Source organism: Thermodesulfobacteriota bacterium, assembly GCA_040753795.1.
Lineage (GTDB): Bacteria > Desulfobacterota > Desulfobacteria > Desulfobacterales > Desulfosudaceae > JBFMDX01.
In genome coordinates this window covers 357,380-381,454 of the sequence record JBFMDX010000002.1, presented here as the reverse complement: position 1 = coordinate 381,454, position 24,075 = coordinate 357,380, and the positions used below count along the sequence as shown (strand labels likewise).

The window sequence follows — 24,075 nt, the reverse complement described above, 5'->3', positions numbered from 1 at the left end:
TCCGGATCAGACCCCGTCAAAAAACTCGATTCTCTCGCCCGGCATTAACGTGACCACCGCTTTTTTCCAGTCCCGCCGTTTCCCAAGATGCCTGCCCATCCGTTTCTTTTTCCCCTTCACTTGAATTGTCTGGACGTCGGCAACTTTGGTTTTAAAGGCTTGTTCTACGGCTCTGGCTATCTCAACTCGATTCGCCCTACGGTCTACCTCGAACGTTACCTGATTGGCCTTCTCCTGCTGTATATTGGTCTTTTCGGTATTTACCGGACGTTTAATGATATCGTACGCGAGCATTTATGAAAGCCTCCCTTCAATAACCGCCAGTGCTGACTCCTGCAGGACAAGATGCCGGTATTTCAGCACATCATAAACATTCAGCCCTTCACACCGTAAAACCTTTACCCCGGGGATATTACGTGCCGAAAGCTCAAGCGACTCGTTTTTCCCGTCGGTTACGAATAAAACATTATTCTGTCCCAGGGCTTTTAACATATCAGAAACCGGCTTTGTTTTGATCTGATCAAAGTTCAGGCTGTCCACAACAGTGATCGCGTTTTCCTGTTTCTTGCTGGCCAACGCCATTTTCAAAGCGGCTTTCTTAATCTTTTTAGGTACATCATAAGCGTACTTGCGGCCGTTGGGACCAAAGGTGACACCACCTCCTTTTAGCAGAGGAGACCGGATATCCCCCCTTCGTGCCCGTCCCGTTCCTTTCTGCCTGAATAGCTTGACGGTACTTCCCTGGACATCCGACCGATGTCTGACGGAAGCGGTGGCAGTCCGCCTGTTCGCCAGTTGCATGGTCACCACCTCGTGAAGCACGCTTTTTTTGACTTCAATATCGAAAATACTGTCCGGCAGATCCGCCTTTGAGACAGTCTCTCCTTTGATGTTTTTCACTTCTGTGACAGCCATATTCATTCTCGCCTCAAAGCATTGAGCGCAACACTCGTCGACTCCTGGTCGAGGAAAGCCCGCTATGATACTTTTCTGATTTGGACCAGTCCGTTTTTAGCGCCCGGGACGGCCCCTTTGATCAAAATAAGGTTTTCTTCTTCTCTGATATCAAATATTTCCAAACTTCTCGTGGTGTTACGGGTATTACCGAATCTTCCGGGCATCCTTTTTCCCCGGGTTACTCTGCTGGGCCAAGCGCTGCAACCGATGGATCCTGGTAACCGGTGACAATGCCCGCCATGGGTTTTCCTGCCACCGCCAAAACCATGACGCCTGACAACGCCGGAAAATCCACGCCCTTTTGTAATACCTGTTACATTAACCCGTTCCCCGACAGAGAACAGCAGCGGGGATAAAGTTTGCCCCAGGCTGTACCCTTGAGGGTCATCCACAGAAAATTCGCCTAAATGACGAAATGCCCGTCCACCGCTTTTTTTAAAATGGCCGGCCAGGGGCTTGTTAACCTTACCCGGCTTTTTTTCCACAAAACCGAGTTGAAGCGCGTCATAACCATCCGTCGCTACTGTTTTAATCTGTGTAACGACACACGGCCCCGCCTCAACCACGGTAATCGGAACATATCGGCCATCATTGGAAAACATGCCGGTCATTCCCAGTTTTCGTCCTAAAATCCCTTTGCACATAATCGCTTTCTTCCCCTATGCGATATTTCGCTATAATTTTATCGCCACATCCACACCCGGTGAAAGATCGAGCTTCATGAGCGCATCAACCGTCTGCTGCGTCGGCTCAAGAATATCCAAAAGCCGTTTATGAGTACGCATTTCAAACTGCTCCCGGGATTTCTTGTTCACATGCGGCGACCGCAACACGCAAAATTTATTTATTTTTGTCGGTAGCGGAATCGGGCCCAGCACCCTGGCCCCCGTTTTCCTGGCCGTGTCTACAATGTCCAAGGCGGATTGATCCAGTAATTTATGGTCGTACGCCTTCAATTTAATTCTAATTTTTGTATTCATAATCCCGCACTATTCCATATGACCGTTAGGCTTCGGATCAATTATTCAACTATTTCGCTGACGACGCCGGCGCCGACCGTGCGGCCGCCTTCCCGGATCGCAAACCGGAGTTCCTTCTCCATCGCGATCGGCGTGATCAGCTCCCCGGTAATCGTCACGTTGTCACCGGGCATTACCATCTCCACTCCCTCCGGAAGCGTCAATATCCCCGTCACGTCCGTCGTCCGAAAATAAAACTGCGGCCGATACCCGCTGAAAAACGGCGTATGCCGGCCACCTTCCTCTTTACTCAACACGTATACCTCAGCCTTGAACTTGGTGTGCGGCGTGATCGACTTCGGCTTGGCCACCACCTGTCCACGCTCCACCTCGTCACGCTTCGTACCACGCAACAACAACCCGACGTTGTCTCCCGCCCGCCCCTCATCCAGCAGCTTGCGGAACATCTCCACACCCGTACACACCGTCTTGGCCGTCTCCCGTATCCCTACAATCTCAATCTCTTCACCAACCTTGATGATCCCTCGGTCGATCCGGCCCGTCACCACCGTCCCGCGACCCGATATGCTGAAAACATCCTCTATCGGCATCAGGAAAGGCTTGTCAATATCCCGCTGCGGCTCGGGAATATACGAATCCAGCGTGTTCAAAAGCTCAAATATACACTTGGCGTCCGCGCTGTCCGGATCGTCACTCTGCAGCGCCTTCAACGCGCTCCCCCGAATGATCGGTGTGTCATCCCCCGGAAACCCGTACTTCGTCAACAGCTCCCGAAGCTCCAACTCCACCAGCTCAATCAACTCCTCATCATCCACCATGTCGCACTTGTTCAAAAACACCAGAATGCTCGGCACCCCAACCTGACGCGCCAAAAGTATGTGCTCCCGCGTCTGCGGCATCGGCCCGTCATCCGCTCCCACCACCAGTATCGCTCCGTCCATCTGCGCCGCACCGGTAATCATGTTCTTGATGTAATCCGCGTGACCGGGGCAGTCCACATGCGCGTAATGACGCTTGGCCGTCTCGTACTCCACGTGCGCCGTCGCGATCGTTATACCGCGCTCCCGCTCCTCAGGCGCCTTGTCAATCTGATCAAAGGCCACATACTTCGCCATCCCCTTGAAACCACTGTGCTTCGTTATGGCCGCCGTCAACGTCGTCTTCCCATGATCTATATGACCTATCGTACCCACATTCACATGCGGCTTGGTTCGCTCAAACTTGACTTTTGACATCGTTTCCCCCTTTTTTAAAGGAACCTTCGAAATATTTGTTAATATCTTATAATTTTAATAACTACCACCGGTAATGGGCAAAAGCCTTGTTGGCTTCCGCCATTTTATGCGTATCTTCTTTCTTTTTGACGGATGCGCCTCTTTCGCTCGCGGCATCCATCAACTCACCCGCCAGTTTTGCATGCATACCCTTTTCCGCACGGACTGCGGAAAAAGTCAGCAGCCAGCGAATAGCCAGGGCGATCCGTCTCGGCTCTCTGATCTCTGTCGGCACCTGGTATGTGGAGCCGCCAACGCGTCTGGATTTTACCTCGATTTTCGGCTTGACATTATTTAATGCGCTTTCAAATACTTCCAGCGGCTGCTTACCGGCTTTCTGCTGGATAACATCAAAAGCCTTGTAAAGTACCGACTCGGCTGTACTCTTCTTGCCATCGCGCATAATCTTGTGAACAAACATCGTCACCAGTTTGCTATTGTATTTGGCGTCCGGCATCACCGGACGGGCCGGAATTTCTCTTTTTCTTGCCATAATTTACACCATTTTTACGGATTAAAACCTGTCTTAGCCATCTTCAGCGGACTGGAATCGCTTACTGTCTACTTCGGCTTTTTGGTGCCGTATTTAGATCGTCCCTGACGTCTATCGTCAACGCCCAGCGTATCCAGCGTACCCCTTACGATATGATATCGGACGCCCGGCAGGTCCTTAACACGGCCGCCTCTTACCAGAACGACGGAATGTTCTTGAAGATTGTGACCAACGCCCGGGATATAGGCGGTTACTTCGGTACCCGTAGTTAACCGCACCCTGGCTACTTTACGCAAGGCCGAGTTGGGTTTCTTCGGCGTGGAGGTATAGACCCTCACGCACACGCCTCTTTTTTGCGGCGACCCTTTCAAGGCCGGTGTCGTTGTCTTCTTGCTGGCTCTTTTTCGGCCTTTGCGCACCAGCTGATTAATTGTAGGCATACCGTTTTTACCCTCTTTTACATGGTTAATCAGTATCTCAAGGTCTAAAATTTTTTTATGTTATAGATGATTATATTCTCTGTCAAGATTTTTATAGTACAAAAACATATTTTTTTCGTCTACGCGACACCATACCCGGCTACCGGATCGTTCTTAACCGGCATTCGACTGTTCGACCTTCTTCTCCCGCTGGTATTCCACGAATCCGGTTCCCGCCGGAATCAGCCTGCCCATTACCAGATTTTCTTTTAGTCCTTTCAAATTGTCGACCTTGCCGGCGATACTCGCATCCGTCAACACCTTGGTCGTCTCCTGAAAAGAGGCCGCGGAAATAAAGCTGTCCGTCGCCAGCGACGCTTTGGTAATACCCAGGATCAACGGCTCACCCACCGCCGGCCTCCCACCCTTTTGAACGACTTCCCGGTTGGCTTCCTCAAACCTTATTTTATCGACCTGCTCGTCGGTGATGAATTCGGTGTCACCCGTTTCTTTTATTTTTATGCGCCGCATCATCTGGCGAACGATTACTTCTATATGCTTGTCATTGATGGAAACGCCCTGTAGCCGATAGACCTCCTGGACCTCGTTGACAAGGTAACGCGCCAGCTCGACATCTCCCTTAATAGAAAGCACATCCTGGGGGTTGGCCGAACCCGCCACGATTTCTTCACCGGCCTTGATATAGTCGCCGTCATAAAGGTTGATATGCTTCCCCCGCGGGATCAGGTATTCTCTGGGTTCTCCGCCGTCTACCGGTGTTACCGTCACCTTCTGCTTGCCTTTTTTCGTGGCGGCCCGGGCGATGGTCACATAGCCGTTTATCTCGCTTAAAACGGCGGGTTCCTTGGGCTTGCGGACCTCGAATAATTCCGCCACACGGGGGAGACCGCCGGTAATGTCCTTGGTTTTCGTGGTAGACCGGGGCAGCTTGGCAATCACATCCCCCGCCCTGATTTCATCATTTTCTTCTACCAGAATAACCGCATCAACCGGTAACGGATACCGTGCGTATCCCTTGCCGCCCGGCAGTGTCGCGGTTTTTCCCTCTTTATCCTTGATGGAAATTCTCGGCCTGACATCATGGGCTTTGCTGTCAACTATGGTCCGACTGGATTTTCCCGTTACCGGGTCAACCAGTTCCTGCATCGTTTTGCCGATAATAATATCACCGAACTTTACTACCCCCCCGATTTCCGCCACGATCGGAGTGGTAAACGGGTCCCAGGTGGCCAGCAGGTCACCGGCCTTAACACTCTGTCCGTCCTTGACGGTTATGGCCGCGCCGTATATGACCGGACATTTTTCCACCTCTTTGCCGGACTTGCTGACGATAGTGAACTCGCCGCCTCTGCGGTCCATTACGACATATTGATTATCCGCGTTCAGCACCAGATTAAGGTTCCCGAAATTAATCAACCCCTCGACTCGGGCTCGGATCTCCGCCTGCTCCACTTTCCGGCTGGCCGCGCCGCCGATGTGAAACGTCCGCATGGTTAACTGCGTACCCGGCTCACCGATCGACTGCGCCGCCAGAATACCTACCGCCTGGCCCAGTTCGACCAGCCGCCCATGGGCGAAATCACGGCCGTAACATTTGGCGCAAATCCCTTTTCTGCTTTTGCAGGTCAGTACGGAACGAATTCGAATCCGGGTGATGCCCGAATTCTGAATGGCATCAACATGTCGTTCGGTTATTTCCTCTCCCTGATGGACGATCAGTTCATCGGTAAACGGATTAACGATATCCTCAACGGCTATGCGGCCGAGGACGCGGTCCACCAAACGTTCAATGACTTCTCCGCCTTCCACCAGGGACTCCACCTCCACGCCCATGGTCGTTCCACAGTCCTCTTCCTCAATGACACAGTCCTGCGCCACATCGGCCAGTTTTCTGGTCAGATAACCGGAGTTGGCCGTTTTAAGCGCTGTATCCGCAAGACCTTTTCGAGCGCCGTGCGTCGAAATAAAATACTGGAGAACACTGAGCCCCTCCCGGAAATTAGCCGTAATCGGCGTCTCGATAATTTCACCTGAAGGTTTGGCCATCAATCCGCGCATCCCCGCCAGTTGGCGCATCTGGTCCTTACTGCCTCTGGCTCCCGAATCGGCCATGATGTATATGGGGTTAAATTTAGTGTTAAGACCCGTTTTTTTACCAGACCCGTCTCCCGCCTTCGCTGATCCGGACATGGCCTTCATCGCCTCCATCATCTCATTGGCGATATCGTCCGTGGCCTTCGACCAGATATCAACGGCCTTGTTGTACTTTTCGCCGGATGTAATTAAACCGTCTCTGTACTGGGCGGCGATTTCTTCTATTCTTGCTTCCGCCTCCCTGATGATGACCGTCTTTCTCGCCGGGACAACCATGGCGTCGATGGAAATGGAGAGGCCGCCGGCGGTCGAATACTTGTAACCGACATCTTTGAGCCTGTCGGCAAAAATCACCGTCGCTTTGATGCCGATGTTCCGGTAAGCACTGTCCACCAGTTCCCGAACCGCTTTCTTCCCAAGAGGTCTGTTAACCATTTCAAATGGAATTTCACTCCGTCGCCCATCCATTCTAAACAACCGGTAGCCGCCTTTTTCTTCGATCACATCGCTGCATTCCTGGGGCTTCAGCGAAAAAAGATACTCCACATCCGCCTGGCTGATGCCATACTGATCTTCCAGCACATGCTGTTTCAAAGACAGCTCTGTGATCCTGGCCTTGTCGTCATATTTTTCGGCCGCCGCCGCAAACGGCAACCCTTTCTTGATTTCAGACAAAGCGGCGTTGGCATCCTTTTTGGTTGAGCAGTGGAATGTCTGAAACACGGGGATATAATCCTGAGGAATAGTTTCCCACAGAAAAACCCGCCCCACTGACGTTTTATAGCGTTTCCCATTGATACGAACGGTAACGGCGGCATGAAGATCAACGACCCCGGCATCATACGCAGCGACAACCTCTTCGGGGCCGGAAAAAACGCTGCCTTCCCCCTTGACACCTTCAAAGATAATGGTCATGTAATAAAGCCCCAGAACGATGTCCTGGGTGGGGACAATAATGGGGCTGCCGTTGGCGGGTGACAGGATGTTGTTTGACGACAGCATCAGTACGCGGGCTTCAATCTGTGCCTCCACTGACAGGGGCACATGGACGGCCATCTGGTCACCATCGAAGTCGGCGTTAAACGCGGTACATACCAGCGGATGCAACTGAATGGCCTTGCCCTCGATCAGAACCGGCTCAAAGGCCTGAATACCGAGTCGATGCAATGTCGGCGCCCGGTTCAGCATAACCGGATACTCCTTGACGACCTCCTCCAGGGTATCCCAGACTTCCGAGGTCTCCCGTTCCACCATTTTCTTGGCGCTTTTTACAGTGGAGACATATCCTTTCTGCTCCAGCCGGTAATAAATAAACGGCTTAAACAGCTCCAGAGCCATCTGTTTGGGCAATCCGCATTGATGCAGGCGCAAGTTGGGCCCGATGGTAATAACCGTTCGGCCGGAATAGTCGACCCGTTTTCCCAGAAGGTTCTGCCGGAAACGCCCCTGCTTGCCTTTCAGTGTGTCGGTAAGTGATTTCAGCGGCCGCTTATTACTTCCCGTTACCGCCCGACCGTGACGGCCGTTATCAAACAGCACATCGACCGCTTCCTGAAGCATTCTCTTTTCATTGCGCAGAATGATTTCCGGTGCCTTCAGTTCGATCAGGCGCTTCAACCGGTTGTTGCGGTTTATCACCCGCCGGTATAAATCATTGAGATCGGAAGTGGCAAACCGACCGCCTTCCAATGGAACCAGCGGGCGCAAATCGGGAGGCAGCACCGGGATTACATCCATAATCATCCAAGCCGGAGATATTCTGCTCTTCCTGAACGCATCAACGATCTTCAACCGTTTGGCCAGTTTTTTCCGTTTGGTTTCAACCGAGGTGGTCTCCAGTTCGCTACGCAGTTCCGCGCTCAATGCATCGACGTCGATCCCGGACAGAAGTCCGCGTATGGCGTCAGCGCCCATTCCAGCGACAAAACCCGAACTGAATTTTTCCCGCGCCTCCTGATATTCCTCTTCCGACAAGAGCGCCATCTTTTTCAGGTCGGTATCTTTGGGATCAATAACGATATAGCTGTCGAAATAAAGTACGCTCTCAAGCTCCTTTTGCGTCAGATCCAAAACGTTGCCGATTTTTGTCGGCAGACTTTTCAAAAACCAGATATGGGAAACCGGCGTCGCCAGCTTGATATGCGCCATCCGTTCCCGACGCACTTTTGACTGAATGACTTCGACGCCGCACTTTTCACAAGTAACTCCGCGGTGCTTCATGCGTTTGTATTTACCGCAATTACACTCAAAATCCTTGATCGGCCCGAATATCTTGGCGCAGAACAGCCCATCCCGCTCCGGCCTGAACGTCCTGTAGTTGATCGTTTCCGGCTTGGTGATTTCGCCGTAAGACCAGTGCAGAATCTGTTCAGACGAGGCCAGCCCGATTTTAATACCCGAAAACGACTTGGGGTTTACAGGTTTCGCAAAGAAATCGTATACCGTTTCCAAGAGCTACTCCTTACTGTTTTTTTCAATTAATCTCACGTCCAGACCCAACCCCTTCATTTCTTTCATCAGAACCTTGAAAGACTCGGGTAGTCCGGGATCGAGAACATTCTGCCCCTTAACGATTTTTTCATACATACGGGTCCGCCCGGCGATATCGTCCGACTTAACAGTCAAAAACTCCTGCAGCCCATAAGCCGCTCCATAAGCCTCCATCGCCCAGACTTCCATTTCTCCGAGCCGCTGACCGCCAAACTGGGCTTTTCCTCCAAGCGGCTGCTGAGTAACCAGAGAATAAGGCCCGATAGACCTGGCATGGAGCTTGTCATCAACCAGATGATGAAGTTTGAGCATATACATGGTGCCTACGGTAATCGGCTGATCGAAAACTTCCCCGGTTCTCCCGTCATACAATATCGCCTGTCCGGTTTCGGAGACGCCGCCTTCCTGAAGTAACTCCTTTATTTCCGCCTCTTTAGCGCCGTCAAAGACGGGGGTCTCCATATGAACGCCATTCCGGTATTGTTTTGCGAATTCGACTAATTGTTCTTCATCCATCGCATCAATGGCGGATGGGGACAAATCCTTCCGGTCAAAAATAGATTTGATTTTCTTCTTCAGCGCCTTGTGGTTATGCTCGGCGATCAACTGCTCGATCTGATACCCTAGGGCCCGGGCTGCCCGGCCCAAATGAATCTCAAGAATCTGCCCCACATTCATACGGGACGGAACGCCTAGAGGATTGAGCACCATATCGACCGGTGTGCCGTCTTCAAAATAGGGCAGGTCCTCCTGAGGAAGAATCCTGGACACAACCCCCTTGTTACCGTGACGGCCCGCCATTTTGTCACCGGTGGACAGAACCCGCTTCATGGCGACATAAACTTTAACCATTTTAAAAACGCCCGGGGGAAGTTCCTCTCCGACTCCGTAACGATTCACGGCGTTCTCGTATTTTTCACGGCAGGATTCTTTCTGTTCCCGACACCAGTCAAAGATAGCGTACGCCTTTTCGGCAACGGGTTCAGACTCGAAAGCGATTTTCTCCAGTTGAGAAAAAGGAAGTTCCTGCAAATCCTCAAGAGATATTTTGTCGCCTTTGGCAAGCAGCGTTTTCTTGCCCTTCTTGACCGGGGCCGCGCACTTCTGGCCGATCGTCAACTTTTCAAATTCACTGCGGGTGATTTCTTCAATGACTGCTATCTCATCATCCCGGTTGCGCTTAAAGACAGCTATTTCCTCGTCCTCGATCGTCCGTGTCCGGTCATCTTTTTCCACGCCCCTGCGGGTAAACACCTTGGCGTCAATTACCGTACCATTAACGCCCGGGGGCACCCGCAGGGAGGTGTCCTTCACGTTGCCGCCCTTTTCTCCGAAAATAGCCCGCAGCAGTTTCTCTTCGGGTGAAAGCTGGGTTTCTCCTTTAGGGGTAATTTTTCCGACCAGGATATCACCGGGTTTGACCTCTGCCCCAGCCCTAATAATTCCGCTTTCATCCAGATCGTTCAATCTTTCCTCACCGACGTTGGGAATATCGCAGGTGATTTCTTCTTTCCCCAGCTTGATATCCCGGGCGACCACCTCGAACTCCTCAATATGAACGGAAGTGAAAACGCCGTCTCTGACCAGGGTCTCGCCTACCAGGATGGAATCTTCAAAATTGTACCCGCCCCATGGCATAAACGCCACCGTGACATTTTTGCCCAGTGCCAGCTCGCCTTTTTCCGTCGCCGGCCCGTCGGCGATAACGTCGCCGGCGCGAACGATCTGCCCTTTTTTTACCACCGGTCGCTGATTAAAACAGGTATTCTGGTTGGAGCGAATAAACTTGGAAAGGTTATATATGGTCACCGGCTCGGCTTTCTTCTTATCGCCGTCGACATCGTGGCGGATGACAATACGCGACGCGTCGACATCGGTAACGATCCCGCCTCTTTCGGCGACAATCGCCGCACCGGAATCCCTGGCGACGACCTTTTCCATCCCCGTCCCCACCAGCGGAGAGCTTGGTTTTGCGACCGGTACCGCCTGACGCTGCATGTTGGACCCCATCAAAGCCCGGTTGGCGTCATCATGTTCCAGGAACGGTATTAATGATGTAGACACACTGACCAGCTGGATGGGAGAGACGTCCATCAGTTCGATCTCTCCGGCACTCATCGGGGTAAACTCTCCATCCACTCGGGATATGACCACCGGATTAATAAAATGCCCTTTCTCGTTGACGGGGGCGTTGGCCTGGGCAATAGGGTGGTTTCCCTCTTCAAAGGCGGAAAGCATCCGGAGCTCTTTTGTCACCGTCGCGTCTTTCACGACCCGATATGGCGTTTCAATAAAACCGTAACGATTCACCTTGGCATAGGCGCTCAAGGAAACAATCAGTCCGATATTCGGCCCTTCCGGGGTTTCAATGGGACAGATTCTGCCATAATGAGAAGGATGAACGTCCCGCACCTCAAAGCCGGCCCGCTCCCTGGTTAATCCGCCGGGGCCAAGCGCGCTCAACCGGCGTTTATGCGTGGTCTCCGAAAGGGGATTGGTCTGATCCAGAAACTGGGACAACTGGCTGGTCCCAAAAAACTCCCGGACGACAGCGGAAACCGGTTTCGGGTTCACCAGATCGTGGGGCATCAGCACATCAACTTCCTGAAGGCTCATCCGTTCCTTGATGGCTCTTTCCATACGGATCAGGCCGATACGATATTGATTTTCCAGCAACTCCCCGACCGCACGGACCCTTCTGTTTCCAAGGTGATCGATATCATCCACCTGCCCCTGGACATTTCTTAAATCAATCAGCGTCTTAACCGCCAGCAGCAAATCTTCCTTTCGCAAGGTCGGTAAATCCACCCGGGCGGTTATCCCCAGTCGGTGATTTAACTTCAAACGACCGACCGAGGACAAATCATAATAGTCCGGCTTGAAAAAAAGATGATCAACGAACTCTTGTGCCACCTCCGGCGTCGCGGGATTCCCCGGGCGTAATCTTTTATAGATGTCGATGAGAGCGTCTTCCCGAGTGTCGACCTTATCGAGCATTAACGTTTTGATGATGGAATCGGTGTGCACGGTTTCATCGACGAACAGGATTTCAAACGACTCGATGCCGGCCTCCCTGATAAGATCGACCAGTGATTCCGTAACAAGGTCTCCGGCGTCGGCAATGAGTCCCCCGCTACTCGGATCATAAACGGAAGCGCCGAACACCTTTCCGATGACATCTTCCAGGTTGATGGGGATCATGTCGATGCCAGCCGCTTTTATCGACCGCATCACCCGCGTACTGAACACGCGTCCCTTGTCGATCAGCACCTCACCGGTTTCCGGATGCTTGATACGAGTTGAGGCCCGCTGGCTGCGAAGGGAATCTTCATTAAACTGTTTAAAAAGCCTCTTGCCTTTCAGGAAAACACGTTCATTGGTGTAAAAATAATCCAGAATATCTTTCCTGCTGTAACCCAGCGCCTTGAACAGAATCGTCGCCGGAAATTTACGACGGCGGTCAATTCGCAGATAAACGATATCCTTGGGATCAATTTCCATGTCGATCCATGACCCTCTGACCGGGATAATCCGGGCGCTGTATATAACCCGGCCGCTGGAATATGTTTTCCCCTGGTCATGGCTGAAGAAAATACCCGATGACCGGTGTAACTGGCTGACCACCGCACGTTCCGTCCCATTGATGATAAACGTGCCCTTATCCGTCATCAGAGGAATCGCCCCGAAATAAATCTCCTGCTCCTTGATATCCCGGATGCTGGTTGCGCCGGTCCCTTCCTGCACGTCATAGACAACCAGCCTGGCTCTGATCCGCACCGGCACTTCGTAAGTCATCCCTCTCTGAATACACTCGGAAACGGAATGCTTAACAGCGCCAAAAGCATACGACACGAATTCCAGGGAAGCGCTTTCGGTAAAATCCTTGATCGGGAAAACAGAATTGAATATCGCCTGCAGACCGATATTCTCCCGCTCTTCCGGGGCCTTATCCAGTTGCAGAAAGCGACTGTATGATTCCTTCTGCATACCGATAAGGTCAGGAATTTCGGCGATTCTTTCCAGTTTTCCAAAATTCTTTCGAATACGCTTACCGATGATTGATTCGCCTGACATGGCATCTCCGATATATGCTTTTAAAATAAAAACTACCTTGACCGGCCTGGCATTTCTTTTTCCGGATCTTCATCCTCAAAAAAGAAATTTCCCCCGACTGGGCAGACGGGGGGAATTCCAGTTACCTGCATTATTATTCAGGGCAAACTACTTCAATTGAACTTGAGCGCCGGCGCCCTCCAACTGCGCTTTAATCTTCTCGGCTTCTTCCTTTGGCACGCCTTCCTTCACAGGCTTGGGAGCCTCTTCTACCAGGGCTTTAGCTTCTTTAAGCCCCAGGCCGGTAATCGCTCGGACTTCTTTAATAACCTGGATCTTCTGGTCCCCGACCACTGTCAATACCACGTCAAATTCGGTTTTCTCTTCCGCTGCCGCAGCAGCGCCACCGGCGGCGGGCATCATACCAGCCGCAAAAGCGACCGGCGCGGCCGCTGATACACCGAATTTGTTTTCCAGTTCGGAAACCAGCTCGGAAAGCTCAAGCACAGACATATTTGCAATAAAATCAATAACATCTTGTTTTGTTATTTCAGCCATTGATAAATCCTCCACAAAATCATATCAGTTTTGATCGTTACGCCGCTTCTTTTTTATCTTTAATAGCGGTTAGAACATTTACCAGCTTACCCGGTACGGCATTCAGCACCCTGACCAGACCGGTCGGCACTCCGATAAGCACGGAAAGCAATTGCGACAGTAGAACCTCTCGGGATGGCAACTTTGAAAGCGCAATGATTTTCTCAACCGTCAGCAGGCTTCCGTTCATCGCGCCAATCTTGATTGTCATATTCTCGTTACTGGCGACGAATTCAGACAGAATTTTGGCTGAAGCCACAGGATCGCCATAACTCATCACGACGGCCGTCGGCCCCTTATAATAATCACCGGCTACTGAAGTATCCGTATTTTCAGCGGCTCTTTTAAGAATGGTATTCTTAACAACCTGATATTCAGCACCGGCTTCTTTGAGTTTCCGCCGCAGATCATTAACGGTTTCGACCTTAAGCCCTTTATATTCGGCCAGAATGACAATGGTGGCTTTCTTGAGCTTTTCATGCAGGTCTTCAACCCGCACCTTTTTTTCATCAAGAGTCAGCAAAGTGGAATACACCTCCTTTCTTTTCGTACAAAAACCGGAGGCTTTAACCCGAATCCAATGATTCAAGAAGGTCAGCTGTCTCGGCAGGCAGGTAGTTAAACCGGATTAAGCATGAAAGACGTCTGCGCCCGCGGTCTTTGACAGATTATTTGAACATACTTACTGAACAAAATCCTTAACCAGGGTGGTGTCCAGCTTAACGCCCGGTCCCATGGTCGTTGAAACGGATAGGTTTTTCAAATAGGTTCCCTTACTGGCTGAAGGCTTTAACGCCATAATGGTTTTCAGAAACGCGGCCAGGTTTTCTTTCAGCTTATCGACACCGAAAGAAACTTTTCCGAAAGTAGCGTGGACAATTCCCGCCTTGTCTACCCGGAAGTCGATTTTACCCGCCTTCAGTTCCTGAATAGCCCTGGCAAGATCAAAGGTAACCGTCCCGGTTTTTGCGTTCGGCATCAACCCCCTCGGTCCAAGCAACTTACCGATTTTACCAACCGCTCCCATCATATCCGGCGTAGCCACCGCCTTGTCGAATTCAAACCAGCCGTTTTTGATGTCCTCAATCAGTTCGTCATTGCCGACAAATTCGGCCCCGGCATCCAGAGCTTCCTTTTCCTTTTCGCCCTTGGCAAACACAAGGACCCGGACTTCTTTACCGATACCGTTCGGTAAAACAACTGATCCGCGGACCATCTGTTCGGCATGACGAGGGTCGACTCCCAAATTAACAGCCACGTCCACGCTTTCATTGAAGCCAGCGAAACTGGACTCGATCGCCAACTGGAGGCCTTCAACAATTGCGTACTTTTGGGCCGGATCCACCTTCTGCCTGGCGGCTATATACTTTTTCCCTCTTAACATTTTCTTTAACCATCTCCCTTTGTTAAACGACGTCTATCCCCATGCTCCGGGCCGTACCCTGAATAATCTTACAGGCGGCACCGAGGTCAGTCGCATTCAGATCACACATCTTCAGTTTAGCGATGTCCTCAATATCCTTTACAGTCACCTGCCCGACCTTTTCCTTGTTCGGCTGTCCTGATCCCTTGGCAATTTTTGCCGCTTTTCTTAAAAGAACAGCGGCCGGAGGAGTCTTGGTAATAAAAGAAAAAGATTTGTCCGCATAAATGGTAATCACCACAGGGATCACCATTCCTTCCTGTTCAGCAGTACGGGCATTGAATGCTTTACAAAAATCCATAATATTAACGCCATGCTGCCCCAGGGCAGGGCCTATCGGCGGCGAAGGATTTGCCTTGCCGGCCATCACCTGTAATTTTACCTGTCCAATAACCTTTTTTGCCATTGATTCACCCCAACAATGTATATCTAAATTTTCGTGGCCTGCATAAAATCCAGTTCAACCGGCGTGGCACGGCCGAAAATACTGACCAGTACCCGCAATTTCCCCTTTTCATGATTCACGTTTTCGACCACGCCGTTAAATGTAGCAAAAGGCCCTTCCGTCACCCGAACCTCATCCCCGATTTCAAATGAATATTTCGGTTGCGGTTTTTCTTTCCCGGCCTCTATCCGTTTTAAAATATTGGCGGCATCCTCCTCGGAAATCGGTGTCGGCTTCTTTTTACCTCCCAGAAACCCGGTGACTTTGGCGGTATTGGCTACAATATGCCAGGTCTCGTTATCCAGGTCCATTTGCACCAGAATATATCCGGGATAGAATTTCCGCGATGATTGTTTCTTCTTGCCCTTGACCAGTTCCACAACCTGCTCGGTAGGCACAACAATACGCCCGAACTTTTCCCGACTCGCGGAAACCGCGATGCGTTCTTCCAGAGATCTCCGAACCTTGTCCTCGAAGCCGGAATACACATGCACCACATACCAGTTTAACGCCACAATCATTACCCCTTGTCTTTTACCCGATCACCAACCTGATCAGGCTGGACAAACCGAAATCAACGATCCCCAGAAAAATGGAAACCAGGATGACAAGCAGCAGCACAACCGTAGTCGCTCCAATTGTCTGTTTGCGAGAAGGCCAGGTCACCTTTTTCAGTTCCACACGGACTTCTCTTAAAAACTGAACGCTGATATCTAAATACCGACGAACGCCTGACTCCGCCTGACTTTTAACCGGCTTGGCAGTCTTGCGTGAAGTGTCGCTCGAAGCGCTTTTAAGTATGGAAAGAACCCCCGACTTACCAACGGATACCGCGCTCTTTACAGGCTGCTTATCTTCAGCATGATCGGAAGACGATTCCCGGGCCTTTTTTTTCTTGTTCGGATCTTTCCTTTTTTGTTGAAGCCCCATTATTGTCCTTAAGAAATATTAAAAACGCACCAGCTAACGTCATGGCAGATATCGTTTTTTCCGTTACCGTATTTGTGCTGGCAGGCCAGGAGGGATTTGAACCCCCAACCCCCGGATTTGGAGTCCGACGCTCTACCGTTAGAGCTACTGGCCTGCAACACGTCAATTCCACGAGGTTATTTTGTCTCCTTATGAAGACAATGTTCCCGGCAGAATCGACAGTATTTAACTAACTCCAACTTATCCGGTGTTGTGCGTTTATTTTTGGTTGTCGAATAATTTCTGCGCTTGCACTGGGTACACGCTAATAAAACATTAACCCTCACCGCTCTTCTCCCTCATGCAATTATTGAATAATTTCGCTGACGACGCCGGCGCCGACCGTGCGGCCGCCTTCCCGAATCGCAAACCGGAGTTCCTTCTCCATGGCGATCGGTGTGATCAGTTCCCCGGTAATCGTCACGTTGTCTCCGGGCATGACCATCTCTACCCCCTCCGGAAGCGACAATATCCCCGTCACGTCCGTCGTCCGAAAATAAAACTGCGGCCGATACCCGGTGAAAAACGGCGTATGCCGGCCACCTTCCTCTTTACTTAACACGTATACCTCAGCCTTGAACTTGGTGTGCGGCGTGATCGACTTCGGCTTGGCCACCACCTGTCCACGCTCCACCTCGTCACGCTTCGTACCGCGCAACAACAACCCGACGTTATCTCCCGCCCGCCCCTCATCCAGCAGCTTGCGGAACATCTCCACTCCCGTACACACCGTCTTGGCCGTCTCCCGTATCCCCACTATCTCAATCTCTTCACCAACCTTGATGATCCCTCGGTCGATCCGGCCCGTCACCACCGTCCCGCGACCCGATATGCTGAAAACATCCTCTATCGGCATCAGGAAAGGCTTGTCGATATCACGCTGCGGCTCGGGAATATAAGAATCCAGCGTGTTCAGAAGCTCAAATATACACTTGGCGTCCGCGCTGTCCGGATCGTCACTCTGCAGCGCCTTCAACGCGCTCCCCCGGATGATCGGTGTCTCATCCCCAGGAAACCCGTACTTCGTCAACAACTCCCGAAGCTCCAGTTCCACCAGCTCAATCAACTCCTCATCATCCACCATGTCGCACTTGTTCAAAAACACCAGAATACTCGGCACCCCAACCTGACGCGCCAAAAGGATATGTTCCCTCGTCTGCGGCATCGGACCGTCATCCGCTCCCACCACCAGTATCGCTCCGTCCATCTGCGCCGCACCGGTAATCATGTTCTTGATATAATCCGCGTGACCAGGACAGTCCACATGCGCGTAATGACGCTTGGCCGTCTCGTACTCCACGTGCGCCGTCGCGATCGTTATACCACGCTCCCGCTCCTCAGGCGCCTTGTCAATCTGATCAAACGCCACATACTTCGCCATGCCCTTGAACCCACTGTGCTTCGTTATGGCCGCCGTCAACGTCGTCTTACCATGATCTATATGACCTATCGTACCCACATTCACATGCGGCTTGGTTCGCTCAAACTTGACTTTTGACATCGTTCTGCCTCCCTGTTGGATTGGTAATCATCACCAGTGACAGCTTCTTCTATTATTATATATATTTGGAGCCCACGACCGGAATTGAACCGGTGAACCTCTTCCTTACCAAGGAAGCGCTCTACCTACTGAGCTACGTGGGCAGCCTCATACAAAATACTGGAGCGGGAGACGAGACTCGAACTCGCGACATTCAGCTTGGAAGGCTGAAGCTCTACCAACTGAGCTACTCCCGCAGCATCCAGAGTGGTGGTGGGGGGAGGATTTGAACCTCCGAAGGCGGATGCCGACAGATTTACAGTCTGTTCCCTTTGGCCACTCGGGAACCCCACCCTCCGACTTCACACCTTGGAGCCAGCGGAGGGATTCGAACCCCCGACCCACTGATTACAAATCAGTAGCTCTACCACCTGAGCTACGCTGGCCGCAGGTTAATATGTCAATATTGCCTGATCTTTTTATCAAATCTGAAGATATTATTTTTACAACGACAGATTGTCAAGTGATTTTTTCTATTTTTTCGTTTTCAACAGACAAATAAAAACAAACGTTTATGGGAGCCCTTTTACCCGGCGAATATTTATCGCCAATCTGATTATTTAGCAAGAACAAATTCCGCCTAATAATCTGGAAGAGATAACCGGGTTTTTCTTGACATAGCACCGGATACCATTTACATAAATTTTAATTTGCAAGCAGCAACGGCCAAAACTTTTTATCGGGCAGCACGACCATATGATTCAGTCGGAAGTTTTTGCAAAAAGTCCCTGGAGCACCGCTCCGTATTACCAGACCTCATCTCTTTTAATTTAGGTTTTTATCAATGAATCGATACAACCAGTTTGTCGTCTTACTTTTTACTGCATCCCTCTTCTTGGGTGGGTGCAATGCGGTTCGTCAGAAACCGTCTGGGTACAAGGCCACAAGCATGATAACTGCCCCGGACGTGGCTGCCGAAAAAAACAGGACTGCCGAGGAAATGAGTTGCCAGAATGTGGAAAAGACCGTAGATGCTCAAAGCCAATCCATACTCGACGAAGCGCTTGAACTGTGTAACGCATCACAGGACTTCTGGCAAAAGGGCGACTTTGACAATGCTATCCAGACACTCGATACGGCCTATACGCTTCTTTTAAAAATAGACGAAAGCGACATCACGGAACTGATGCAGCAGAAAGAGGATATCCGATTTCTGATTTCAAAACGTATTCTGGAAATATATGCTTCCCGAAACAGCGTCGTCAATGGAGACTATAACGCCATTCCACTGACGATGAACAGCGAGGTTCAACGGGAGATTGATTCGTTTACTCAAGGAGCTGAGCGAGAATTCTTCATCAATGCTTACCGGCGCTCCGGGAAATACAGGCCTTATATTGTTGAAGAGTTTTCAAAAGCCGGACTGCCTGTCGAGCTGTCCTGGCTGCCTTTAATAGAAAGCGGTTTCAAACCCAATGCTTTTTCAAAAGCCCGCGCCCTGGGATTATGGCAATTTATCCCTTCTACCGGCTACAAGTTCGGTCTGGAGCGGGATGGGTTTATTGATGAGCGCATGGACCCTGAAAAGTCCACTGAAGCGGCGATCAAATACCTGACGGCACTGCACCAGATGTTTGGCGACTGGTCCACTGTACTGGCGGCATACAACAGCGGGGAAGGTCGTGTCTTGCGGACGATCAGAACACAGGGAATCAATTATCTGGACAATTTCTGGGATCTCTATAAACAATTGCCCTGCGAAACCGCCCGATATGTGCCGCGGTTTCTGGCGGTCCTGCATATCGTTTCTGATCCCGGGAAATATGGTTTGTCCGGAGTAACGCCCGACCCGCCAATCCCATATGAAACCATACCGGTATCCAGACAGGTACACCTGCAGAAAATCGCGGACGCTCTCGAAGTCGGACAGGACCTGCTAGTGGAATTGAATCCCGAATTGAGACAGCAGACGCTTCCGGGCGTCACCTATCCGTTGAGAATTCCCATTGGAAAGAAAGAAGAACTGCTGGCGGCCATTGATTCTCTTCCTGTTTCTTCCGCCAGATACGAGCCGGAAAGCGGTCCTGCCTATCACCGGGTAAAAAGCGGGGAAAGCCTTTCGACAATTGCCAGACGATACAAAACAACCATTCAAAAAATTACCCTTGCCAACAATATCACCAAAAAATCCACCCTTAAACCCGGTCAGCTCCTGAAAATACCGGATGCCCGTGGCCGGGTATCGGCAACGACCTCGGAAATGGCCCCGAAAACAGCCAGAAAAATTACTCAACATGTTGTTTCCAGAGGAGATTCTCTCTGGAACATCGCCCAGCGTTACGGAACAACCGTCAGCACAATCCAGCGATTGAACAACCTATCATCAACAGCGCTGTCCGTCGGTCAGGTGTTACAATTAACCGAAGAGAGTAAAAAAACCTATCGGGTGAAATCAGGAGATACCCCGTTTATCATTGCTCAAAAGCATGACATGACGCTGGAACAGTTTTTAGAGCTGAACAAGATGACTAAAAACAGCACAATCTTTCCCAAGCAATCGGTATATGTGAAATAATATCGAACCCGTCAGCGTTTCAATCTATCCTTATGAAAGAAAGAGGCTTATCAGGTGCAGCCATTTCATTACCAGAATATGTATCCCGTTGAAGAGGATCGAACTCCATACCGCCTTTTGTCGAATGCGTACACCTCGTCCGGTGTCTTTGAAAACAATTCAATTGTGAAAATTGAGCAAGAAGGTCTGGCCTTGCTGGCGGAAGCCGCTTTCACTGATATTGCGTTTCAACTGCGGACGGCCCATCTTGAAAAAATCGCCGGGATTTTGAAGGATCCCGAAAGTTCCGGCAATGATCGCTATGTGGCCCTGGAAATAATTAAAAACGCCGTCATTGCGGCGGCCCGTGTGTTCCCGCTCTGTCAGGACACGGGGACCGCCACCATCATGGGGGAAAAAGGCCAGCGCGTATGGACAGGCTATTCCGATAAGGAAGTCCTCAGCCAAGGCGTTTACAATGCTTATCAAAAATACAGCCTGCGCTATTCCCAAAACGCGCCGCTGACCATGTATGAGGAAGTCAACACCGGCACCAATCTTCCGGCCCAGATCGACATTTATGCCACTTCTGGCAATGAATACCATTTTCTGTTTATTGCCAAAGGCGGCGGATCCGCCAACAAGACCTTCCTCTTTCAAAAAACAAAAGCCATATTAAACCCCAAGTCTTTAAAAAACTTTTTCAAGAAAGAGCTCAACCACATCGGCACCGCAGCCTGTCCGCCCTACCATCTGGCAGTCGTTATCGGCGGAACCTCGGCCGAGGCCAATCTGAAAACTGTAAAGCTGGCGACTTCCGGTTATCTGGACAGTCTTCCAACCCGCGGGAATACTTCCGGTCACGCCTTTCGGGACCTGGACATGGAAAAAGAATTCTTTCAACTGGCCTGCGATTCGGGTTTCGGTGCTCAATTCGGCGGGAAAAACCTTTGCTTGGACACAAGAGTTATCCGTCTGCCCCGACACGGCGCCTCATGCCCGATCGGCATCGGACTCAGTTGCAGTGCCGACAGAAACATGAAAGCGAAAATAACGGAACAGGGAATTTTCGTGGAACAACTGGAAAACAATCCCGCGAGATTTCTCCCGGAGCCGGTTGCCACAGAAAAAGAAACCGTCCGCATCAATCTGGACCATGATATTGATGAAATAAGAAACACATTGACAAAGTATCCGGTTACCACCCGCCTGTTGCTGAACGGGAAGATAATCGTGGCCCGGGATATCGCCCATGCCAAGGTATTGGAAGACATGGAAAAAGGCAACCCGCTTCCCTGGTATATGAAAAACCATATCATTCTTTATGCCGGTCCGGCCAAGACCCCGGAAGGATTTCCCTCAGGCAGCTTCGGGCCTACAACAGCGGCACGAATGGATCCGTACGTTCCGGTCTTTCAGAAAAACCGGGGATCCCTGATCATGCTGGGCAAGGGAAACCGGTCACCGGAAGTAACCCAATCATGCAAAGCCCATGGTGGATTTTATCTGGGTGCGGTCGGCGGGATCTCCGCCAAGCTGGGAAAAGAATGTGTCACCAGCGTGGAGGTTATCGCGTTCCCGGAATTAGGCATGGAAGCCGTGCGGATGATCACCGTCAAGGATTTTCCAGCATTTATTATTACGGACGACAAGGGGAACGATTTCTTTGAGCAACTACGGATCACAAATCTAATATAGACCGGCATCCGCCGATACATGCCTAAAACGACAAAAAGCCCCCGCGCATTAACTGCGCCACGGGGGCTTTTTTATTTATCTGTCGTCGGATCGAACGGCAGGTTACATCATACCGCCCATACCGCCCATACCGCCCATACCGCCTCCCGGAGGCATGCCGGCACCAGGACCGCCTTCATCTTTAGACGGTTTATCCGCGATCATCGCTTCCGTCGTCAGCATGACCGAGGCAACACTGGCCGCATTCTGGAGGGCAAAGCGGACCACTTTCGTCGGGTCAATGATGCCCGCCTCCATCAAATCGCAGTACTCATCCGATGCGGCATTATAACCAAAGGCATCTTTACCCTCTTTGATCTTGTTGAGAACAACCGATCCTTCCACCCCTGCGTTTTCAGCAATCTGTCGTAAGGGCTCTTCAATTGCCCGCATAACGACTTTAACGCCGAGGCGCTGATCGGCCTTGATCTTGATCTTGTCCAGCGCTTCCAGGCAACGAATCAGCGCCACACCGCCGCCCGGAAGGATGCCCTCTTCCACCGCCGCCCGGGTCGCGTTCAATGCGTCCTCAACACGAGCCTTTTTCTCTTTCATTTCCGTCTCAGTCGCCGCTCCGACATTAATCACGGCCACTCCGCCGACCAGTTTGGCCAGACGTTCCTGAAGCTTTTCCCGGTCATAGTCCGAAGTCGTTTCGTCAATTTGGGCACGGATCTGTTTCACCCGGCCTTCAAGTTCAGCCTTGCTTCCGGCGCCACCGACGATGGTGGTATTATCCTTGTCTACCGTGACGCGTTTGGCCTGACCCAGATCAGCCATGGTAATCTTTTCTAAGCTGATACCGACATCTTCAGAAACCACCTGCCCGCCGGTCAGTGTCGCGATATCCTGAAGCATGGCCTTTCTTCTGTCACCGAACCCCGGGGCTTTAACCGCCGCCACATGCAGGGTACCCCGCAGTTTATTGACAACCAGCGTCGCCAGGGCCTCACCTTCCACATCTTCGGCGATAATCAGAAGCGGCTTATTGGTCTTGGCGATTTGCTCTAGAATCGGCAGCAACTCTTTCATGCTGGATATTTTCTTTTCATTCAGAAGAATAAACACGTCAGACAGAGAGGCGACCATCTTTTCCGGATCCGTAACGAAGTAGGGAGACAAATAGCCGCGATCAAACTGCATGCCCTCGACCACATCGAGCTCGGTTTCCATGGACTTGCCTTCTTCCACCGTGATGACACCTTCCTTACCGACTTTACCCATGGCCTCCGCAATGATATTACCGATGGTTTCATCGTTGTTGGCTGAAATGGTGCCTACCTGAGCGATCTCCCGCTGATCTTTGGTTTCTTTGCTCATTTTGGCCAGCTCTTTCACGGCGACCTCTACCGCTTTATCAATACCGCGCTTGATCGCCATGGGATCGTTGCCAGCGGCAACCAGCTTCTGTCCTTCCCTGTATATCGACCTTGCCAGCACCGTAGCGGTTGTCGTGCCGTCACCAGCGGTATCACTGGTTTTGCTAGCCACTTCTTTTACCATTTGAGCGCCCATGTTTTCGAACTTGTCTTCCAGTTCGATTTCCTTGGCCACCGTCACGCCGTCTTTGGTTACATTTGGAGATCCCCATGATTTTTCAATTACCACGTTTCTGCCCCGGGGCCCCAGCGTTACCGCCACCGCATCGGCGAGAATATTGACACCGCAAAGCATCGCCTCACGCGCCTTCGCCGAATATTTTATTTCTTTTCCAGCCATAAGTCACACTCCTTAACTATTTATATTTATTATTTTATATTTTATAATCAATGCCTGTCTGCTGGCATTATTCTACGACCCCGAGGATATCATCCTCACGCATAATCAGATATTCTTCCCCATCAATTTTAACTTCTGTTCCACCATACTTTCCGAATAAAACACGATCCCCTTTTTTGATTTCCAAAGGAATGATTTTGCCGTCCTCGCCGATGCGGCCTTTGCCGGTGGCCACTACCTTGCCTTCAATCGGCTTTTCTTTGGCGGTATCCGGAATAATAATCCCCCCTTTGGTTTTCATCTCTTCTTCCACCCGCTTTACCAGAATTCGATCATGTAACGGCCTGAATTTCATTTTTTTCCTCCTTAG

General features: G+C 51.0%; 21 protein-coding genes and 5 tRNA genes. 2 read left to right on the top strand and 24 right to left on the bottom strand.

Annotation, left to right across the window (positions count from 1 at the left end; translation table 11 throughout):
• Nucleotides 1–6: 6 nt before the first annotated feature.
• From rplW to AB1724_04365, 22 genes are all read right to left on the bottom strand, one after another.
• Nucleotides 7–294 carry a 50S ribosomal protein L23 gene (rplW, locus tag AB1724_04470; GenBank protein MEW6077042.1) on the bottom strand — a complete coding sequence of 96 codons (288 nt, stop codon included), beginning with the start codon at nucleotides 292–294 and terminating at the stop codon, nucleotides 7–9.
• Nucleotides 295–915, bottom strand: a complete 621-nt coding sequence (rplD, locus tag AB1724_04465; protein ID MEW6077041.1) for a 50S ribosomal protein L4 — start codon at nucleotides 913–915, stop codon at nucleotides 295–297.
• A 62-nt stretch (nucleotides 916–977) separates the two neighbouring features.
• Nucleotides 978–1,601 (bottom strand): 50S ribosomal protein L3, encoded by a 624-nt coding sequence (gene rplC, locus AB1724_04460; GenBank protein ID MEW6077040.1) that lies wholly within the window; start codon nucleotides 1,599–1,601, stop codon nucleotides 978–980.
• Between the two features lie 30 nt (nucleotides 1,602–1,631).
• Complete coding sequence (gene rpsJ / locus AB1724_04455) at nucleotides 1,632–1,940, bottom strand: 30S ribosomal protein S10 (protein MEW6077039.1); 309 nt, start codon at nucleotides 1,938–1,940, stop codon at nucleotides 1,632–1,634.
• A gap of 38 nt (nucleotides 1,941–1,978) precedes the next feature.
• Nucleotides 1,979–3,172: an elongation factor Tu gene (gene tuf / locus AB1724_04450; GenBank protein MEW6077038.1), complete on the bottom strand. Its 1,194-nt coding sequence runs from the start codon at nucleotides 3,170–3,172 to the stop codon at nucleotides 1,979–1,981.
• Between the two features lie 61 nt (nucleotides 3,173–3,233).
• Nucleotides 3,234–3,704, bottom strand: coding sequence for a 30S ribosomal protein S7 (gene rpsG, locus AB1724_04445; protein ID MEW6077037.1), 471 nt, complete (start codon nucleotides 3,702–3,704; stop codon nucleotides 3,234–3,236).
• A 68-nt stretch (nucleotides 3,705–3,772) separates the two neighbouring features.
• Nucleotides 3,773–4,144 (bottom strand): 30S ribosomal protein S12, encoded by a 372-nt coding sequence (gene rpsL, locus AB1724_04440; GenBank protein MEW6077036.1) that lies wholly within the window; start codon nucleotides 4,142–4,144, stop codon nucleotides 3,773–3,775.
• A 153-nt stretch (nucleotides 4,145–4,297) separates the two neighbouring features.
• The gene (gene rpoC / locus AB1724_04435; GenBank protein MEW6077035.1) at nucleotides 4,298–8,689 is read right to left on the bottom strand and encodes a DNA-directed RNA polymerase subunit beta'; all 4,392 of its coding nucleotides are present in this window, start codon (nucleotides 8,687–8,689) and stop codon (nucleotides 4,298–4,300) included.
• 3 nt (nucleotides 8,690–8,692) lie between these two features.
• Nucleotides 8,693–12,802 carry a DNA-directed RNA polymerase subunit beta gene (gene rpoB, locus AB1724_04430; protein ID MEW6077034.1) on the bottom strand — a complete coding sequence of 1,370 codons (4,110 nt, stop codon included), beginning with the start codon at nucleotides 12,800–12,802 and terminating at the stop codon, nucleotides 8,693–8,695.
• A 147-nt stretch (nucleotides 12,803–12,949) separates the two neighbouring features.
• The gene (gene rplL, locus AB1724_04425; GenBank protein ID MEW6077033.1) at nucleotides 12,950–13,339 is read right to left on the bottom strand and encodes a 50S ribosomal protein L7/L12; all 390 of its coding nucleotides are present in this window, start codon (nucleotides 13,337–13,339) and stop codon (nucleotides 12,950–12,952) included.
• A 37-nt stretch (nucleotides 13,340–13,376) separates the two neighbouring features.
• Nucleotides 13,377–13,901 (bottom strand): 50S ribosomal protein L10, encoded by a 525-nt coding sequence (gene rplJ, locus AB1724_04420; protein ID MEW6077032.1) that lies wholly within the window; start codon nucleotides 13,899–13,901, stop codon nucleotides 13,377–13,379.
• Nucleotides 13,902–14,060: 159 nt separating this feature from the next.
• Nucleotides 14,061–14,762 (bottom strand): 50S ribosomal protein L1, encoded by a 702-nt coding sequence (rplA, locus tag AB1724_04415; protein ID MEW6077031.1) that lies wholly within the window; start codon nucleotides 14,760–14,762, stop codon nucleotides 14,061–14,063.
• Nucleotides 14,763–14,784: 22 nt separating this feature from the next.
• Nucleotides 14,785–15,207: a 50S ribosomal protein L11 gene (gene rplK / locus AB1724_04410; protein MEW6077030.1), complete on the bottom strand. Its 423-nt coding sequence runs from the start codon at nucleotides 15,205–15,207 to the stop codon at nucleotides 14,785–14,787.
• A gap of 23 nt (nucleotides 15,208–15,230) precedes the next feature.
• Nucleotides 15,231–15,761 (bottom strand): transcription termination/antitermination protein NusG, encoded by a 531-nt coding sequence (gene nusG / locus AB1724_04405; protein MEW6077029.1) that lies wholly within the window; start codon nucleotides 15,759–15,761, stop codon nucleotides 15,231–15,233.
• Between the two features lie 19 nt (nucleotides 15,762–15,780).
• A complete protein-coding gene (secE, locus tag AB1724_04400) occupies nucleotides 15,781–16,176 on the bottom strand; it encodes a preprotein translocase subunit SecE (GenBank protein MEW6077028.1) in 396 nt (131 codons plus the stop codon).
• A 78-nt stretch (nucleotides 16,177–16,254) separates the two neighbouring features.
• A tRNA-Trp gene (locus AB1724_04395) sits at nucleotides 16,255–16,330 on the bottom strand.
• A gap of 22 nt (nucleotides 16,331–16,352) precedes the next feature.
• The gene (gene rpmG / locus AB1724_04390) at nucleotides 16,353–16,502 is read right to left on the bottom strand and encodes a 50S ribosomal protein L33 (GenBank protein ID MEW6077027.1); all 150 of its coding nucleotides are present in this window, start codon (nucleotides 16,500–16,502) and stop codon (nucleotides 16,353–16,355) included.
• 20 nt (nucleotides 16,503–16,522) lie between these two features.
• The gene (tuf, locus tag AB1724_04385; protein MEW6077026.1) at nucleotides 16,523–17,716 is read right to left on the bottom strand and encodes an elongation factor Tu; all 1,194 of its coding nucleotides are present in this window, start codon (nucleotides 17,714–17,716) and stop codon (nucleotides 16,523–16,525) included.
• Between the two features lie 66 nt (nucleotides 17,717–17,782).
• Nucleotides 17,783–17,859 (bottom strand) — tRNA-Thr (locus tag AB1724_04380).
• Nucleotides 17,860–17,876: 17 nt separating this feature from the next.
• Nucleotides 17,877–17,952 (bottom strand) — tRNA-Gly (locus tag AB1724_04375).
• An 11-nt stretch (nucleotides 17,953–17,963) separates the two neighbouring features.
• Nucleotides 17,964–18,049, bottom strand: a tRNA-Tyr gene (locus AB1724_04370).
• Between the two features lie 16 nt (nucleotides 18,050–18,065).
• Nucleotides 18,066–18,141 (bottom strand) — tRNA-Thr (locus AB1724_04365).
• 398 nt (nucleotides 18,142–18,539) lie between these two features.
• Here AB1724_04365 and AB1724_04360 point away from each other — a divergent pair.
• Both AB1724_04360 and AB1724_04355 read left to right on the top strand, forming a co-directional pair.
• Nucleotides 18,540–20,270 (top strand): LysM peptidoglycan-binding domain-containing protein, encoded by a 1,731-nt coding sequence (locus AB1724_04360; GenBank protein ID MEW6077025.1) that lies wholly within the window; start codon nucleotides 18,540–18,542, stop codon nucleotides 20,268–20,270.
• Nucleotides 20,271–20,348: 78 nt separating this feature from the next.
• Nucleotides 20,349–21,947, top strand: a complete 1,599-nt coding sequence (locus AB1724_04355) for a FumA C-terminus/TtdB family hydratase beta subunit (GenBank protein ID MEW6077024.1) — start codon at nucleotides 20,349–20,351, stop codon at nucleotides 21,945–21,947.
• A gap of 102 nt (nucleotides 21,948–22,049) precedes the next feature.
• Here the strand turns inward: AB1724_04355 and groL are convergent, their stop codons facing one another.
• Together groL and groES are read right to left on the bottom strand one after the other, a co-directional pair.
• A complete protein-coding gene (groL, locus tag AB1724_04350; protein MEW6077023.1) occupies nucleotides 22,050–23,705 on the bottom strand; it encodes a chaperonin GroEL in 1,656 nt (551 codons plus the stop codon).
• 67 nt (nucleotides 23,706–23,772) lie between these two features.
• Nucleotides 23,773–24,060: a co-chaperone GroES gene (gene groES / locus AB1724_04345; protein MEW6077022.1), complete on the bottom strand. Its 288-nt coding sequence runs from the start codon at nucleotides 24,058–24,060 to the stop codon at nucleotides 23,773–23,775.
• Nucleotides 24,061–24,075: the final 15 nt, after the last annotated feature.